The sequence below is a fragment of the Streptomyces griseoflavus genome (genome assembly GCF_014649995.1).
Lineage (GTDB): Bacteria > Actinomycetota > Actinomycetes > Streptomycetales > Streptomycetaceae > Streptomyces > Streptomyces griseoflavus.
In genome coordinates this window covers 290,208-306,049 of record NZ_BMUC01000008.1, presented here as the reverse complement: position 1 = coordinate 306,049, position 15,842 = coordinate 290,208, and the positions used below count along the sequence as shown (strand labels likewise).

The following is a 15,842-nucleotide window of genomic DNA, read 5'->3' as shown; positions in this document are numbered from 1 at the left end:
CGCCGGGGACGGGCCGGCCTCGCGCTCACACCTCCGCCTCGATGCCGTGGCGGTCGTGCAACTCGGTGGCCGGGTTCAGAACACTCCCGCGAGCGGTTCCCCCTGCCGCTCCCCGCGGCGCACCACCGCCGACAGGAGCGTGAGCACGCTTCCCACCACGGCCCACGCCGACAGCACCAGCAGCGGGCCGAGTACGGCGTTGCCCTCGAAGTAGGCGATGGACCGGGCCGTCCAGGTACCCGCCCCCGGCGGCAGCGCCGGGCCGATCGCCTCCCAGAACGGCGGAAGCATCGGCGGGGGAAGGGCGCCGCCCGCACTCGGATTGCCCGCGACCACCACGAGCAGGATCGCCAGCCCGATACCGATGATGTCGAAGAACCCCTGGAGGGCGAGGGTGGCGGCGCCGACCGCGAAGGTGATCAGGGCGCCCAGTCCCCAGAGGGCACCCACACTTCCGGGCAGCGCGCCCAGGACCGGCCCGACGATCACCGCGCCGCCCAGGCCCCCGACGAGCGCGACCAGGGCCATGCAGGCGATCCGGACGACCGCGCCGAGCAGGCCGGCGGGGCGGGCGCCGGCCACGATCGCGATCATCGCCGCGCACAGGTAACCGCCGACGCACCAGCCCACGCTCGCGTAGAACGACGACAGCCCGTCGAAGTCCTGGGGTGAGGCCGGGGCCACGTCGACGGTGCGCAGCGTGCGCCCCTCCGGCCGTTCCAGGCCGGTCAGGAGGCGCTGCAGGTCGGTGGCGAGGACGGCTCCGCCCCCGGAGGCGACCAGCAGGGTGTCCCCGCCGTCCGGCCCCGTGATCAGTGCGCCGTCGATGCTCCGGTCCAGGATCCGTTCGCGTGCGGTCGCCTCGTCGGCCACCGTGCGCGGGTCCAGCGGGGAGCCGGGCAGCCGCTCCAGCCGGGCCGTCTCCTGCGCGGCGGCGGCCGGCGGTGCGACGACGCCGAAGGGGACGTCACGCAGCTCGGGCCGGTGCAGCGCCCCCACGTAGGAGGCGATGAAGAGGAGCTGGAGGGCGATCACGCCGGCCACGACCAGGACGGTCCACGGCGTGACCGCCCTCCTGACTGCGCTGCCGAGCGGCTCACGAGCCGGGCCCGTGCCTGGGGTCGGGGTCATCTCTCCACCGTCAGCGGCATCCGGGACGCCCGCAGGCGGGACGGGGCCGAACGGATGGCGCGCCGCGCGGGGCCCCGCGGTGCCGGACCCGGCCGGGGAGCGGCACGGCGAAGGCCCGGCCCCCTCGGCGTGTACCGAGGGGACCGGGCCTTTCCGCTGCGTGCGGGGCGTCGCTCAGTGGGCGTGGCCGTGGCCGTGGCCACCGGCGGCCGGCTCCTCCTCTTCCTTCTTCTCGACGACCAGGGTCTCGGTCGTGAGGAGGAGGGAGGCGATGGAGGCGGCGTTCTCCAGGGCGGAGCGGGTCACCTTGACCGGGTCGATGACGCCGGCCTTGACCAGGTCGCCGTACTCGCCGGTGGCGGCGTTGTAGCCGCTGCCCTTCTCCAGCTCGGCGACCTTGGAGACGATGACGTAGCCCTCGAGGCCGGCGTTCTCGGCGATCCAGCGCAGCGGCTCGACGGCGGCCTTGCGGACCACGGAGACACCGGTGGCCTCGTCGCCGGTCTTGTCGAGGTTGCCCTCGAGGACCTTCACCGCGTGGACCAGCGCGGAGCCACCACCGGAGACGATGCCCTCCTCGACCGCGGCGCGGGTCGCGGAGATGGCGTCCTCCAGACGGTGCTTCTTCTCCTTCAGCTCCACCTCGGTGGCGGCGCCGACCTTGATGACGCACACGCCGCCGGCGAGCTTCGCGAGGCGCTCCTGGAGCTTCTCGCGGTCCCAGTCGGAGTCGGTGGTCTCGATCTCGGCCTTGATCTGGCCGACGCGACCGGTCACGTCCTCCTTGTTGCCGCCACCGTCGACGATCGTGGTGTCGTCCTTGGTGACGGTGACGCGGCGGGCGGAGCCGAGCACGTCGAGGCCGACCTGGTCGAGCTTGAGGCCGACCTCCTCGGAGACGACCGTGGCGCCGGTGAGGACGGCCATGTCCTGGAGCATCGCCTTGCGGCGGTCACCGAAGCCGGGGGCCTTCACGGCGACCGCGTTGAAGGTGCCGCGGATCTTGTTGACGACCAGGGTCGACAGGGCCTCGCCCTCGACGTCCTCGGCGATGATCAGCAGCGGCTTGGAGGCGTTGGCCTGGATGACCTTCTCCAGCAGCGGCAGCAGCTCCGCGATGGAGGCGATCTTGCCCTGGGTGATCAGGATGTACGGGTCGTCGAGGACGGCCTCCATGCGCTCCTGGTCCGTCACGAAGTACGGCGACAGGTAGCCCTTGTCGAAGGCCATGCCCTCGGTGAAGTCCAGCTCCAGACCGAAGGTGTTGGACTCCTCGACGGTGATGACACCGTCCTTGCCGACCTTGTCCATCGCCTCGGCGATGAGCTCGCCGACCTGCTGGTCCTGGGCGGACAGCGCGGCGACGGCGGCGATGTCGGACTTCTCGTCGATCGGGCGGGCCGAGGCGAGCAGGTCCTCGGAGACCGCGGCGACGGCGGCGTCGATGCCCTTCTTCAGGGCGGCCGGGGAAGCACCGGCGGCGACGTTCTTCAGGCCCTCGCGGACCAGCGCCTGGGCCAGCACGGTGGCGGTGGTGGTGCCGTCACCCGCGATGTCGTTGGTCTTGGTCGCCACCTCCTTCACCAGCTGCGCGCCGAGGTTCTCGTACGGGTCCTCGATCTCCACCTCGCGGGCGATCGTGACACCGTCGTTGGTGATGGTGGGAGCGCCGAACTTCTTGTCGATGACGACGTTGCGGCCCTTCGGACCGATCGTCACCTTCACCGTGTCGGCAAGCTTGTTGACGCCGCGCTCGAGGGCGCGACGGGCGTCCTCGTCGAACTTCAGGATCTTCGCCATGGCAGCGGGAGCCCTCTCGGAAATCTAGGTGAGATCACTGCGCCCCCGGTCACCCGGCTCCTTCTCGGATGCTGGGGCCAGGGGCGCGGTGTTCGAGCAAAAGTGCTTGCTTCGAGGTCGGGTTGTCCGGGGTGTCCCCCGGGCTTCCCTTACTTCTCGACGATCGCGAGGACGTCGCGGGCCGAGAGGACGAGGTACTCCTCGCCGTTGTACTTGACCTCGGTGCCGCCGTACTTGCTGTACAGAACGACGTCGCCGACCTTCACGTCGAGCTCGACGCGCTTGCCGTCCTCGATGCGGCCCGGACCGATGGCCAGGACGACGCCCTCCTGGGGCTTCTCCTTGGCGGTGTCCGGAATGACCAGGCCCGAAGCCGTGGTCTGCTCGGCGTCGAGCGGCTGGACCACGATGCGGTCCTCGAGCGGCTTGATGGCAACCTTGGAGCTGGCGGTCGTCACGATCCGACCTCCCCCTTCGGAGATCTCACGGGGTTAACTGTCTGAGGTGGCGACCAGGTCGATCCGTCGTCGCGGGTGCCGGACCTGCCCGTCGCGTGTGTTGGCACTCTCCAGGGGGGAGTGCCAGACCCGAGACTATGACCGGGATTAGCACTCGGTCAAGCGGAGTGCCAATTGCCGTGCGGCGCGTCGGGGGTGGGGGTGGTGTTTCGCACCGGGTTGCGCGGCTCGCGGTGGTGCGGTGACCGTCTCCGGGGGCTGCCGCCCCCAGGCCCCCGCTTCGGCCCTTGACGGGCCTCGTCCTCAAACGCCGGACGGGCTGGAGGGTGAGCGGCGCTCGCCGGGCACCGCCGACGGGCCGTGCTCGCCGGGCACCGCCGACGGGGCGGCGCGTCCCGTGTAGTGCTCCAGCTTTCCCACCCTCAGTCCGCGCTCCGTCAGCTGCTCCAGGAGTCGTGTGGTCCGTTCCGCCAGGGACAGGGGTGGGGCCTCGCCCGACGGTACGGAGACGATGTCGCCGGGGTTCAGGTGGTGGGGGCCGTGGGTGTAGGTGAGGTGGCCGTCGGGTTCCAGGGTGACCCGCCACAGGACCACCGCCTGGATGCCGCAGTCGGCGGCGGCGCGCAGGGTGGTGGTGTCGTACGTGCCATAGGGCGGGCGGAAGAGGCGGGGGCGGATGCCGAAGCGGGAGGTGAGCTTGCGCTGCTGGCCGCAGATTTCGGCGCGCTGGCCGGCGTAGGGCAGGCCGCGCAGGGCGGGGTGGTCGAGGGTGTGGTTCTGCAGGCTGGCGCCGACCGCGCGCAGGCGGGCGAAGTGGGCGTAGCCGGGGCCCACCACGCTGTCCGTCAGGAACATGCTGACGGGGAGCCTGCGTTCGCGCACCAGGTCGATGAAGCGGGGGTCGCGTTCGGCGCCGTCGTCGTAGGTGAGGAAGACGACCCTGTCGCGGGTGGGGACGTGGTCGACGACGGGCGGGAGGGCGCCGGTCCCCGGCACCGGACCGGCCCCCGTCGCCCGCCCCGCTCCGCCGCCGGCCCCGCCCCCGGCGCCCGCCCCGTCCCCCGTGCCGCCCGCCGGACCGCAGCCGGCGAGCACGGCCAGCAGGGCGCCGGCGCCCGCCAGGAGACGGACCCTCAGGGCCCTCACAGGTAGTCCTCCAGGCGGGCGACCGCGTACCCCTCCGCCGTGACCTTGTTCAGGAAGCGGCGGATCATGTCCGGCATCGTGCCCTTCCAGTCGTCGGGGCCGCGGAAGTGGCTGAGGACGATGTCGCCGGGGTGCAGCGAGCGGTCCCACTCGCGGTAGTCCCAGCGGTCGACGAAGACCTCCTCGTTCCAGAGGGGGACGTGGGTGATGCCGCAGGCCTTCGCGGCGCGCAGGGTGTTCCTGTCGTAGTTGCCGTAGGGCGGGCGGAAGAGGACGGGGCGCTCGCCGTAGCGCTCCTCCATGATCTCCTGCATGCCGCAGATCTCGCGCTTCTGACGGGCGTACGACAGGGCCGGCAGGTAGGGGTGGTGGAGGGTGTGGTTGTGCAGGCCGGCGCCCCGGTCCCGCATCTGCTTGAAGTAGCCGTAGTCCTCCTTGACGAGGTAGTCGCTGAGGAAGGACGTGTACGGGACCTTCAGCTCGCTCATCATCCGCAGGAACGCGGGGTCCTTCTCCTCGCCGTCGTCGATGGTGAGGAAGAGGATCCGTTGCTTCGTGGGGACGGTGGTGAAGACCGGGGGGAGCCCGAGGCGGCGGTGCCCGTCGACCTCGAAGCCGTCCCTGGTGGTGATCGCCGGCTTCTTCGCCGGGGGTGGTGGCGCCGTCAGGGGCACCTTCTTCAGGCCCCAGCGTTTCGCGGCGGCGACCCTCGCCGCGTGCGCGGCGCGCAGCTTGGTGGCGTAGGAGTCGAGCGCACGGGCCGGGGGCGCCTGGAGGGGCTGCTGACCGGCCGCCGGTTCCACCTTCTCGCCGCCGCCCTGTCCGCAGGCCGAGGCGATGGTGGCGAGAGCGAGTACGGCGAGGCCGGTCCGCACGCCACGCCGCGGCCGGTATTTGTCATTTTGTCCTACTGCTCGCATGGGCCCGGATCCTCGCAGCCGGACGGTCCGGACCCGGCCCGACACCGCGGCCGGAGGCGTACGGTCCACCGACTGGCCCACAATGACCCGGTGAACGACCTCGCCCCGCTCCTCACCCCCGAAGGCCGCGCCCTCCTCGACGAGGTGCGCGACACCGACCCGGCGCACGAACTCGCCGTCGCGACCCGGCTGCGCCGTGAGCACCCCGCCGCACTGGTGTCGGCCGCGCTCGGCCAGGCGCGGCTGCGGCAGCGGGCGGAGGCGAAGTTCGGGGCCGAGGACGCACGGCGCATGTTCTTCACGCCCGACGGGGTCGAGCAGTCGACGCGGGCGAGCGTGGCGGCGTACCGGGCGGCGCGGTTCAGGGAGCTCGGTGTGACCTCCGTGGCCGACCTGTGCTGCGGGATCGGCGGCGACGCGATCGCGCTGGCCCGTGCCGGGATCCGGGTGCTGGCGGTGGACCGGGACCCGCTCACCGCGGCGGCGGCGCGGGCCAACGCCGACGCGCTGGGGCTGGCCGGGCTGATCGAGGTGCGCGAGGCCGATGTGACGGAGGTGGACACGGCCGGGTACGACGCCGTGTTCGTCGACCCGGCCCGGCGCGGCGGACGGGGCCGCGTCTTCGACCCCGAGGCGTACTCGCCCCCGTTGTCCTGGGCGGTCGGGGCGGCCCGCACGGCGTCCCGTGCCGCCGCGCTGAAGGTCGCCCCGGGCATCCCGCACGAGGCCGTGCCGGCCGACGCGGTGGCCGAGTGGATCTCAGACGGCGGGGACGTGAAGGAGGCCGTGCTGTGGTTCGGCGCCGGGCAGGCGGCGCCGGTCCGCGCCACCCTCCTCCCCGGGCCGCGCACCCTCCCCTCCCGGGGACTGCCCGACCCGGCCGTGCGCCCGCCCGGCCGGTACCTGTACGAGCCCGACGGCGCCGTCATCCGCGCCCACCTCGTCGCCGAGGTCGCCGAGGAACTCGACGGAGGGCTCATCGACGCGACCATCGCCTACATCACCGCCGACGAGCACCGCCCGACGCCGTACGCCACCGCCTACGAGATCACCGACCGGCTCCCCTTCAACGTCAAGAAGCTGAAGGCGCTGCTGCGGGAGCGTCAGGTCGGCGTCCTGACGGTCAAGAAGCGCGGTTCCGCCGTCGAACCCGAGGAGCTGCGCCGCAAGGCCCTGCCCAAGCCGCACGGCCGCGCGTCCGTCACCGTCTTCCTGACCCGCGTCGATGGCGCCCCGACCATGCTGCTGGGGCACCCGGCGGGGTAGGTCGGGCCCCGGTCCGCGCGGCGCGGCGCGACGGCGTCCCGCCGCTCACCTCAACGAGGCCCACAGCTCCCCCGCCTCCGGCTCCCGCGCCACCACCCGGTTGCGGTCCCAGGGTGCGGGCACCACCGGCATGGTCACGGTGGTGACGCGGGCGGAGGTCAGCTCCTGCAGGCTCTGGCCGAAGCGGGTCAGCTCACCGAGCGAGTCCAGTCCGGTGTCGGTGGTGAGACTGTCGGTGGCGGCGTCGGCGACCTCGTACAGCCTGGCGGGGCTGGTCAGCAGGTTCTGCCGCGCCACCTGCTCCAGCAGCGCCTTGACGAGCTGCTGCTGCAGCTCGATCCGGCCGAGGTCTCCGCCGTCGCCGACGCCGTAGCGGGTGCGGGCCAGGGCGAGGGCGTCGGTGCCGTCGAGATGGTGGGTGCCGGCCTCCAGGGTGAGGTGGCTGCGGTCGTCGTCGATGTCCTCCTCCGTGGTGACGGTGACCCCGCCGAGCGCGTCGACCAGGCGGGCGAATCCGGCGAAGTCGATCTCGACGTAGTGGTCCATCCGCACGTCCGTGAGCGCTTCGACGGTCTTCACCGCGCACACCGGCCCGCCCACCTCGTACGCGCTGTTGAACATGGCGCCGGACGCGGGCCGCGTCGACTCCCCGTCGGGCAGGGGGCAGGACGGCCGGTCGACGAGGGTGTCGCGCGGGATGCTGACCACCGTCGCGGCGGTCCGTCCGGCGTCGAGGTGGACGACCATGGCGGTGTCGGAGCGGGCGCTGCCGTCCTCGCCGCCGCCGAGTTCCCGGTTCTCGTCGCCGCTGCGCGAGTCCGAGCCGAGCACCAGGACGTTCAGGGACCCGGTCGGGAGCGTCTCGCCGGCGGACGGGGTGCTCAGCGGCCTGGCGGGGCGGTCGTCCCCGAGGGCGCCGTTGATGTCGACGCTGCTGATGTTGTCGTCGAGCTGCCAGTACACCCAGCCGGCCGCTCCGGCGCCGAGCAGGAGCAGGCCCGCCAGCGAGAGCCCCGTGATCTTCAGTCCCCGCGCCCGCCGGCCGGACCGTATGCCCGCGCCGCCGGCCCCGCCCCCGTCGCTCCCGGCGCCCTCGGTGTCCCCGGTGCCGTCGCTCCCCTGATGTCCCGTCACGAGCAGGAACATAAGTCCGAATTATGACGAGCGACGACTCCCGGACATTTTTCTTGGGAAATTCTCAGACTTCCCACCGCTCGAAACTTTCGGAGCGGCACCCGCCCGACACGACACCGCCGCCCCCGCCTCACGCCCCGCCCGGCGCCGCCGTGCTGCTCCGCACCACCAGGCTCGTCGCCAGCTCCACCCGGGTCGCCGTGGCGGAATCCTCCCCCTTGCCGAGGTCGAGGACCAGCTTGGCCGCCGCCTCCGCCATCTCCGTCAGCGGCTGCCGCACGGTCGTCAGCGGCGGCCCCACCCAGCGGGCCACCGGCAGGTCGTCGAAGCCGACCACGCTCAGGTCCTCCGGGATCCGCAGCCCCAGCTCGCGCGCGGCCTCGTACAGGCCGAGCGCCTGGAGGTCGTTGCCGGTGAAGATCGCGGTGGGCCGGTCCTCGCGGCGCAGCAGGGCGAGGCCCTGCCGGTAGCCGGCGTCGTGGTGGAAGTCCCCCGCGACGATAAGTCCCGGGTCGACCGGGAGCCCCGCCGTCTCCAGCGCGGCCCGGTAGCCGTCCACGCGGGCCCGGCTGCACATCATCCGCGAGGGGCCGCTGATCGCGCCGATCCGGGTGTGGCCCAGCTCGACGAGGTGCCGGGTGGCGGCGAGTCCGCCCTGCCAGTTGGTGGCGCCGATGGAGGGCACGTCCGTGCCGGGGTCGCCGGCCGGGTCCATCACCACGAACGGGATGGAGCGGCTGGTCAGCAGGGCCCGCCCGGACTCGTCGAGGCCGGACAGCACGAGGATCACGCCGTGCGGGCGGCGGGCGGCCACCTGGTCGGCCCAGGAACGGCCGGGCGTGAGCCGGCCCGCGCTCTCGGAGAGCACCACGCTCAGCCCGGCGTCCCTGGCCACGTTCTCCACGCCCCGGATGACCTCCATCGCCCAGGCGCTCTCCAGCTCGTGGAAGACCAGGTCGATCAGCGGCGAGCGGGTCGCCTCCGCCCGCCGGCGCCGGTAACCGTGGGCGCGCAGCAGCCCCTCGACCCGGCTGCGGGTGCCGGGAGCGACATCCGCCCGCCCGTTGAGCACCTTCGAAACAGTCGGCGCGGAGACGCCGGCCTCACGCGCGATCTCGGCGAGCGTCGCGGTCTGGGCGCTGCGCCCTTGCGTCCGGGTTTCTGCGGGCTGCGGGGAAGTCATGCGCGCGATCGTAACCCTGCGGACTCCCCGAACGAAGACCTCCGGGTACCTGCGGACGGCCGGAACATTCGGTGCGAATGCCGAAACATTCAGCCTTCAGAAGGTCGACGACTCAGCGGAGAGAGGACCTCACACGCTGGCCGCCCCGGGCCCCGGCCCGGATGGACACGTCGCCCCTCACGCTCCGTCAGGTCTGTCCCACATGGCTCTGATCACGCCGTCCGGATCCGGTACCACGGCGCACCACCCGGCCAGGACCGCATCCGCCAGCATGAACGACATCCCCCCTTCCGTCACGTCGACGAGACTGTCGGCTCCCCCTGGATAGGCACGGTACGTGAGCCGGCCAGGCGTGAGCGGGGCCTGGAATGCGGTGAAATCCTCCTCCAGTATTCCCTCGTCGAGCCGCAGGTCAGGGTTCGCGGCAACACAGAGGAGTGAGCGAGGCTGTACAGCCTGCGCCACCTCCGCCGCGTTTCCAGCAGTCACCCTGAACCATCGGCAGCCGTAAGCACCATGCGCCCAGCGCTCGCACAGGAGCACCAGCCCGTCGGCCACCGCTCGAACCGAGCCCCAGAACGCGTCATCAACGACATCGTCGACACGTCCCGGCTCTTCCTCGGGATCCGGTTCCGAGGCGCGCCAATCAAGAGACAGGTTGTCTCCGGCCCGCCCGTTCAGCGCACGGGCCACCGCTGGATCCATGGTGAGATGGAGCGCCCCGTCCCATCCTGACTCGACGCGAAGCCGCCCCGGTGCGACGAGTCGGCAGTACGGTCCGAGCCCCGCCGCCATCCGCTCAGCGAGATCCATCGCCTCCGCCGGGCCGGCCTGCATCCCGTTGCGGAGCGTTCGGTACCGGTCCGGGAGCGGTTGGCTGACCAGCAACTCACTGACCTCAAGCCGGTCAGCTCCGCATGCCTCGATCACCACGTCGAGGAACCGTCGCAGATCCACCGCGTAGGCGTTCCAGGCCGGCGCATCCGCAAGGGAGGCTCGCACCTGCCGGTCACTCGGGCTGACGACAAGCTCGGCTGTCATTTGGCCAGCCATTTGAGGCCCAACACCTCTCCCGTCGGAGACACATCCAGCCCGTACGTCCCGTCCCGGGCCGAATCCTTCGTCGACTGGAAGGGATTGCGGAAGCTGGCGCCCTTGAATATCGCCTGCTTGTTGTGGCCGGTCCGATCATAGGTGATATATCGGGGCTGACCGCCTCCGGCCTTCTTGTTCTCCCAGATCGGGGCCCCGCCCGCGGACTTCATCTTGGTCTTCCTGTACCCCAGGTATTTCGCGACGTCGTCAGCCTGTGCACGCGTGAGCGAATTGCAGTTGCTGTTGTTGTGCACGAGGACCGGAGTCTCGCCCGCCAGCACATAGTACGTATGGATGCCGGCGACCGTGAGGTCGTTCGTGCGCTGGCGCTGTTCGAAGTGGCGGAGGCCGGTGAGGGTGGCGGTGTCGCCGGACGGGGTGCGGAGGGTCATGCCCGGCTGGAGTTCACCGGCGTCGATCCACCGGTCCTCCGACTCGACCCAGAAGGGGTGGGTCGTGGTGGAGATCAGGGCCGCGGCGCCCTCGTCGGTGGCGACGGTGAGGTCGACGAAGTGCTTGTCGTCCTCGGTGACGATGGTGCCGACGACCTCGCGGACCGTGGTCTCGCCCGTCTCCGGGTCGGTGACGGTGACCTCGTCGCCGAGTTCGACCTCCTCGATCGGCTTGCTGGTGCCGTCGGCGAGAAGGACCCCGGTGCCGGGCAGGAAGCTGTGTTTGCTGGCCGGGCAGCTGGTGGGCTCCTCCTTGCCCTTGCCCCGGTTCTTCTCCGCCTTCTTCTTGGCCGCCGTCAGGGCGTCGTCGGCCTCGTCGAGGGCCTTGGACTCCTTCCACGTCCGTCGGGCCCCGCCGATCAGGTCGTCGAGGAGTCCCCAGACCTTCTTGATCAGCTGCCGGCCCTTCTCCCACCTCCACGGAGCGCCGTACTTGACCAGGAGCTTGCCCACCACGCCGCCGGCGAAGGAGCCGGCGACGTTCAGCGCCGTCTCCCCGCACGACCCCAGGTCGCCGCTGGAGAAGCAGTCGAGGGCCGCGTCGATGCCCAGCTCGTCCTTGGCTATCTTGACGAGCTCCTTGGCGGCCTGCTTCGTCTGCTGCTTCGCGGTGTTGTACCGCCGCTCCGCGCTGTTCTTCTTCTGCTGGGCCGCCTTCACGTCGTGGTAGGAGTTGCCGTACCTGGCGCGGGCGATCTGGCTGAACACCCAGGTGATGGCCTTGACCAGGCTGTAGAAGAAGCCCACGAACAGGCCCGAGGGGTCGGAGAGGGTGACCGGGCTGTTGTTGGCGTAGGCGTAGCCGTTGATCTGCTGGGGCTGGGTGAAGTCGACGACGGGGTCGACGGAGATGAACTTGCCCAGCTTCGGGTCGTACTCGCGTGCTCCGATGCTCGTCAGGCCGGTCTGGGTGTCGATCGTGCCGCCGACGAAGCCCTTCTCCCCGGGCCAGCTGCCGGTCGCCTTGCCCCGCTCCACGCCGTAGGGGTCCTGGCGGCGCTGTCCGGTGATCGCGCCGGTGACGGCGTCGATGGCCAGCTCGCCCGTGCCGTGGTGGTCGGCGGCCAGCCAGGACAGTCTGCCGTCGTCGGTGCGCACGGCGACGGTCTGGTCGGCGAAGGAGTAGTAGCGGGTGGCCTCCACCTCGCCGCCCGCCTTGGGGAGGCGCAGCTCCATGCCCGGCAGGTAGACGGTGGTGGCGGTGGCGTCCTCGCGCATGACGCGGTTGCCTTCGGCGTCGTACACGTAGGTGGACTCGCGGCCGTCCGCCTCGACCGTCTTCGTCAACTGGCCCTCGGCGTCCCAGTCGAGTTTCTGGGTGTCGCCGCCCAGAACCCGCTCGGTGGTGTTGCCGGAGGCGTCGTAGGCGTAGGTGGACTGGGAGTCGCCGGTCGGGGTCTCCTCCACGACCTTGGTGACGGCGTGCGGTCCGGCGCCGTTCTCGCCGTAGGTGTAGGTGCGGGTGACGTCCTTGGACGCGTCCAGACCGGTGTCGTGGACCACTTCCTTGAGGCGGTTGCCGAGCGCGTCGACGGTGTAGGACTTCCAGTACGGCGCCGGGCCGCCCAGGGCCTTCCCGCCCGGCGTGCCGTCGCACGCGGCCGGAGCCGCACCGCCCAGCCCGCCGCCGATCGTGCCGGAGCCCGTGGCCTGCCCGGCGGTGGCCGCCGGGGTCCAGGCGTCGGCCAGCCGCTGCCCGGTGTCGTAGGCGAAGCACTGCACGTCCGGCGCCGCGCCCGCGGTGTCGGAGATGGAGCGGACGTTGCCGGCCTGGTCGTAGGAGTAGTGCGACTCCTTCAGCGGGGCGGTCGCGCCCTCGGTCCTGACCAGCGAGCGGGTCAGCCGGTCGGTGCCCTTCTCGTGGTCGAAGGTCTGCCAGGTCTTCTTGCCGCCGCTGGAGAGTTCGATCTGCTGGAGCAGGCTGGTGGTGGAGTAGCGGGTGCCGGTGACGTAGTCGGAGAGGCTGCTCTTCATCGACACCGGACGCTGCAGCTCGTCGTAGCCGAACTCGAAGGCCTCGGCCGCGAGTCCGCCCGCCGCGGGCATGCCCATGCCCCGGAGGGTGCCGTCCTGGTTGTAGGTGGCGGTGAAGACGTAGAGGCCGGCGAGGTCACCGGTCGAGGACGGCACCGAGTAGGCCGTCTGCAGCGGCTGGTAGAACTCGTCCACGGTCTGGACGACCACGGCGAAGGACTGCCCGTCGCCGGTGTACCGGTAGGAACCGTAGGCGTGTCCCAGCCGGCCGGTCCTGTCGTACTTGGTCTCGGTGAGCTTGGTGCCGGTCTCCGGCTCGCCCTCCCAGGTGGTGGTGACCCGTCCCAGTGCGTCGTAGACGGTGGAGTGGACCTTGCCGCGTGCGTCAGTGGTCCGGACCGGCCGGTCGGCGGCGTCGTAACCCGTGACGGTGGTGCCGGCGTCCGGGTCGACGGCCTTGACCTGACGGCCCAGCTGGTCGTACTCGTAGCGCCAGGCGTTGCCCTCGGCGTCGGTGACCGTCTTCGTCCTGCCGGCCGGGGTGTACGTGTACCGGGTGGCGTCGTAGCCCTTGCCGGGGCCCTCGGCACCGTCCGGGTTCGGGCTCTCGCCCTGGTAGTGGCGCAGCTCGGTCAGCCGCCCGGCCGCGTCGGTGATCGTGGTGACCGGGACTCCGCCCTTGGGCGGGTCGATGTGGGTGCGGTCGCCCTCGTGGACCGTGGTGGTGCGCCACTTCTCCAGGCCGGCCACCGCGAAGATCTCCGCCGTGACACGGCTCAGGCCGTCGTACTCGTACAGCGTCTGCGCGCCGACCTCGCCGTTGGCGACGGTCAGCAGCTCGTCCGACGGCGCCTGGGACGCGTTGTACGTCGCGTTGGTCCTGCTGATGTCGCCGGTGCCGTCGTAGAAGGTGTCGGCGACCATGCGGGAGCCGTCCGGCCCCTCGGTCTGCTTCTGCCGCGGCCGCAGCAGGCTGTCGTAGAGCTCGTACTCGATGCCGTAGGTGCCGCCGATCTCGATCTTCTCGGTGCTGACGGTGACCGTCTTGTCCTTGCGGACGTTGTAGCCGTACTTGATGCTCGGCGTCTGCGTCTTCCGCCGGTCCGGCAGCCAGACCGAGGTCAGCCGGCCCAGCGCGTCGTACGCCAGGTCCGTGCGCCGGCCGTTGGGGTCGGTCTGACCCGTCGCCTGGCCCCGGGCGGGGTCGTGGTCGGTGGTCGTGGAGTGGCCCAGCGCGTTGGTGACCTTGGTCCTGGAGATCAGCCCGTTGGCGTCGGTGTAGGCGGTGCGGGTGGTCGCGCCGGACGCGTCGGTCTGCAGGGTGGGGCGGCCGAAGCCGTCGTACTCGGTGGTGCCGGTGATCTGATAGGTGCCCTTGGTGCCGTCGTGGGAGGCCAGCCGCTCCGTCCTGGTGGCGTCGCCCCTGGTGGGGGCGGCTCCGAAGGCACCGCCGTCGTAGGAGGTGCGCTCGTCGGCGACGACCTGCGTACGGCGGTCGGGGGTGGCGGCGCAGTCGACGGAGACGGACTCGCTGCGGGAGGGCAGCTCGTAGATGTTCAGCGCCGGGTTGTCGGCGTACCACAGGCGGACGCAGCGGTCGTCGGCGTCCGTGGCGAGGTCGCCGAGTTCCTCGGTCCTGAGCAGCCGGCCCGTGGTGGTGTCGGTGTCGTAGGTGGACTCGGATCTCGTCTTCCGCCAGGTGCCGTCGGACAGCAGCTCGTATCCGCGGGTGGTCTTCAGCTGGACGACGGTGGCGCTGGTGGTGGCCCAGGACTTGGTCTGGGTGGCGGTGTCGTGCTTCCAGGGCTCGGTCAGGACCTTGGAGACGACCTTGCCGCCCGTTCCCTTGTCGTAGGTGGCGGCCTCCAGTTCGAAGCCGGTGAACTCCTTGTGGTCGGTGTACTCCGTCCCCGTGGAGTCGGTGACCTTCACCGATCGGGTGCCGCCGTCCGGGTCCTTGTCGCCGTGCATGCCCTGCAGGTACGTGTAGTCGACGCGGGTCTCGGTCACCTCGCCGTTGCCCGCGGTGACGGTGACCTTGCCGTAGCCCTGCCACTGGCCCCAGGTGAGGTACTTCTCGTCGGTGATGCCGTCGGGTTCGGCGTGCCGCCAGGCCGCCGGTCCCTTGTACTCGTAGCGGGTGACCAGGTCCTCGCCGCCGCCGGTGCGGTCGGTCTGGGTGATCCGGGCCACGACGTGCTTGTGGAACCAGTCGGTGATGGGGTCGATGTGGCCGGGCGGTGCCCATTTCACCGGGTAGCAGCGCTTGGTGGACTTACCCGGCTGGGGCAGCGTGTCCGCGGTGCACTCGGTGGGTGCGTAGGTGATGTCGAGCTGGGCGCCGGTCTCGCTGAGGACGCTGGTCAGACGGTAGCGGTGGAAGGCGTCGATGTTGTCGCCGTCCTTGTCCACCCGGTTCTCCAGCTGGACTCCCTGGAGGTCGACCGTCGGCAGCTGGATGTGGTCGTCGCCGGCCCGGCCCTCGTGCTGGATCTTCGACAGCCACAGCGTCCTGGAGTCGTCGCCGTTGTCGAGGAAGCGGTGGGTGAGGGTCCAGGCGTCGACGTCGTCGTAGCTGCTCGCGCCGGTGCGCATCTGGGTGGTGACGCCGGTCAGCCGCTTCGTGGTCCAGAAGGAGGGGGCCGCCTGTCCGGCCTTGCAGCGGGTGCCGGCCTTGCACTCCAGGTCGACGGGCACGTCGGGCCAGTGGGCGGCGTTCGCCGTGGTGCGCTTGTCCTCGGCGCAGGTGAACGAGTCGGTGGGCAGGCAGCGTTCGGCGACGGTGAACTTCACCCGGGCCGGGGCGGCGGACGTGTGGACCTGCTCGTGGCGCTGGCCGTAGTCGATGCGCTGGAGGTGGCCGCCCCGGTGGTACGCGGTGCCGTTGACGTCCGTCTTGCCGTTCAGGGCGTAGTGGTTGGTCTCCGCGTCGTAGAAGTACGACATGACGTTGCCGTGGGTGTCCTTGACGTAGTCGAGGTTCCACCGCCAGGCCTGGTCGCAGTGCGCCTTGGTGAACGTGGCGTTGTGGCAGGGCTCGCCCGAGTCGTCGCCGAAGACGGGGACGGTCCAGGTGGAGTCGGTCTCCTCCTTGCCGGAGGTCCAGCCGGGCAGCCGGTCGAGGCCGAAGTAGTACTCCGTTCCGTCCGGGGTGGTCACCTTCCAGTGCTCACCGTTGTCGTCGCCGTTCGTGGCGCCGGTGAGCTTGTCGATCCTGGCGCCGCTCTCCCCGGTCATGTGCCACGTGCCGGTCTTGTCGTCCTTGATGAGCTGGGCGGAGTTG

The 15,842-nt window shown here is 71.2% G+C and carries 10 protein-coding genes; 1 reads left to right on the top strand and 9 read right to left on the bottom strand.

The genetic code is table 11. The features are described 5' to 3' along the window. Positions 1-75: 75 nt before the first annotated feature. From IE172_RS19045 to IE172_RS19025, 5 genes are all read right to left on the bottom strand, one after another. Positions 76-1,131 (bottom strand): DUF3533 domain-containing protein, encoded by a 1,056-nt coding sequence (locus IE172_RS19045; RefSeq protein ID WP_190098420.1) that lies wholly within the window; start codon positions 1,129-1,131, stop codon positions 76-78. A 174-nt stretch (positions 1,132-1,305) separates the two neighbouring features. Next, positions 1,306-2,931, bottom strand: coding sequence for a chaperonin GroEL (gene groL / locus IE172_RS19040; RefSeq protein ID WP_189558386.1), 1,626 nt, complete (start codon positions 2,929-2,931; stop codon positions 1,306-1,308). A 149-nt stretch (positions 2,932-3,080) separates the two neighbouring features. Beyond that, the gene (gene groES, locus IE172_RS19035; RefSeq protein WP_073932713.1) at positions 3,081-3,389 is read right to left on the bottom strand and encodes a co-chaperone GroES; all 309 of its coding nucleotides are present in this window, start codon (positions 3,387-3,389) and stop codon (positions 3,081-3,083) included. Between the two features lie 303 nt (positions 3,390-3,692). Then, a complete protein-coding gene (locus tag IE172_RS19030) occupies positions 3,693-4,526 on the bottom strand; it encodes a polysaccharide deacetylase family protein (protein ID WP_435844382.1) in 834 nt (277 codons plus the stop codon). Between the two features lie 5 nt (positions 4,527-4,531). After that, entirely contained in the window at positions 4,532-5,455 is a 924-nt protein-coding gene (locus tag IE172_RS19025) for a polysaccharide deacetylase family protein (RefSeq protein WP_190098419.1), read from the bottom strand. Between the two features lie 90 nt (positions 5,456-5,545). On the opposite strand from IE172_RS19025, the gene IE172_RS19020 reads away from it, so the two are divergent. Next, entirely contained in the window at positions 5,546-6,721 is a 1,176-nt protein-coding gene (locus IE172_RS19020; protein ID WP_190098418.1) for a THUMP-like domain-containing protein, read from the top strand. A gap of 45 nt (positions 6,722-6,766) precedes the next feature. Here IE172_RS19020 and IE172_RS19015 read toward each other — a convergent pair whose 3' ends face one another. From IE172_RS19015 to IE172_RS19000, 4 genes are all read right to left on the bottom strand, one after another. Beyond that, a complete protein-coding gene (locus IE172_RS19015) occupies positions 6,767-7,867 on the bottom strand; it encodes an LCP family protein (RefSeq protein ID WP_190098417.1) in 1,101 nt (366 codons plus the stop codon). Between the two features lie 118 nt (positions 7,868-7,985). Further along, positions 7,986-9,038: a LacI family DNA-binding transcriptional regulator gene (locus IE172_RS19010; protein WP_189558391.1), complete on the bottom strand. Its 1,053-nt coding sequence runs from the start codon at positions 9,036-9,038 to the stop codon at positions 7,986-7,988. Positions 9,039-9,215: 177 nt separating this feature from the next. Further along, positions 9,216-10,079, bottom strand: a complete 864-nt coding sequence (locus tag IE172_RS19005) for a hypothetical protein (protein WP_190098416.1) — start codon at positions 10,077-10,079, stop codon at positions 9,216-9,218. Further along, complete coding sequence (locus IE172_RS19000) at positions 10,076-15,796, bottom strand: RHS repeat-associated core domain-containing protein (protein ID WP_190098415.1); 5,721 nt, start codon at positions 15,794-15,796, stop codon at positions 10,076-10,078. The genes IE172_RS19005 and IE172_RS19000 overlap by 4 nt, the downstream gene beginning before the upstream one ends. Positions 15,797-15,842 lie beyond the last annotated feature (46 nt).

Bases quoted from the DNA above. Each gene is read 5' to 3' on its own strand.
- IE172_RS19015 (WP_190098417.1), bottom strand. From the start codon at position 7,867: ATGTTCCTGCTCGTGACGGGACATCAGGGGAGCGACGGCACCGGGGAC.
- IE172_RS19025 (WP_190098419.1), bottom strand. From the start codon at position 5,455: ATGCGAGCAGTAGGACAAAATGACAAATACCGGCCGCGGCGTGGCGTG.
- IE172_RS19000 (WP_190098415.1), bottom strand. From the start codon at position 15,796: ATGACCGGGGAGAGCGGCGCCAGGATCGACAAGCTCACCGGCGCCACG.
- IE172_RS19010 (WP_189558391.1), bottom strand. From the start codon at position 9,038: ATGACTTCCCCGCAGCCCGCAGAAACCCGGACGCAAGGGCGCAGCGCC.
- IE172_RS19005 (WP_190098416.1), bottom strand. From the start codon at position 10,079: ATGACAGCCGAGCTTGTCGTCAGCCCGAGTGACCGGCAGGTGCGAGCC.
- IE172_RS19045 (WP_190098420.1), bottom strand. From the start codon at position 1,131: ATGACCCCGACCCCAGGCACGGGCCCGGCTCGTGAGCCGCTCGGCAGC.
- groL (WP_189558386.1), bottom strand. From the start codon at position 2,931: ATGGCGAAGATCCTGAAGTTCGACGAGGACGCCCGTCGCGCCCTCGAG.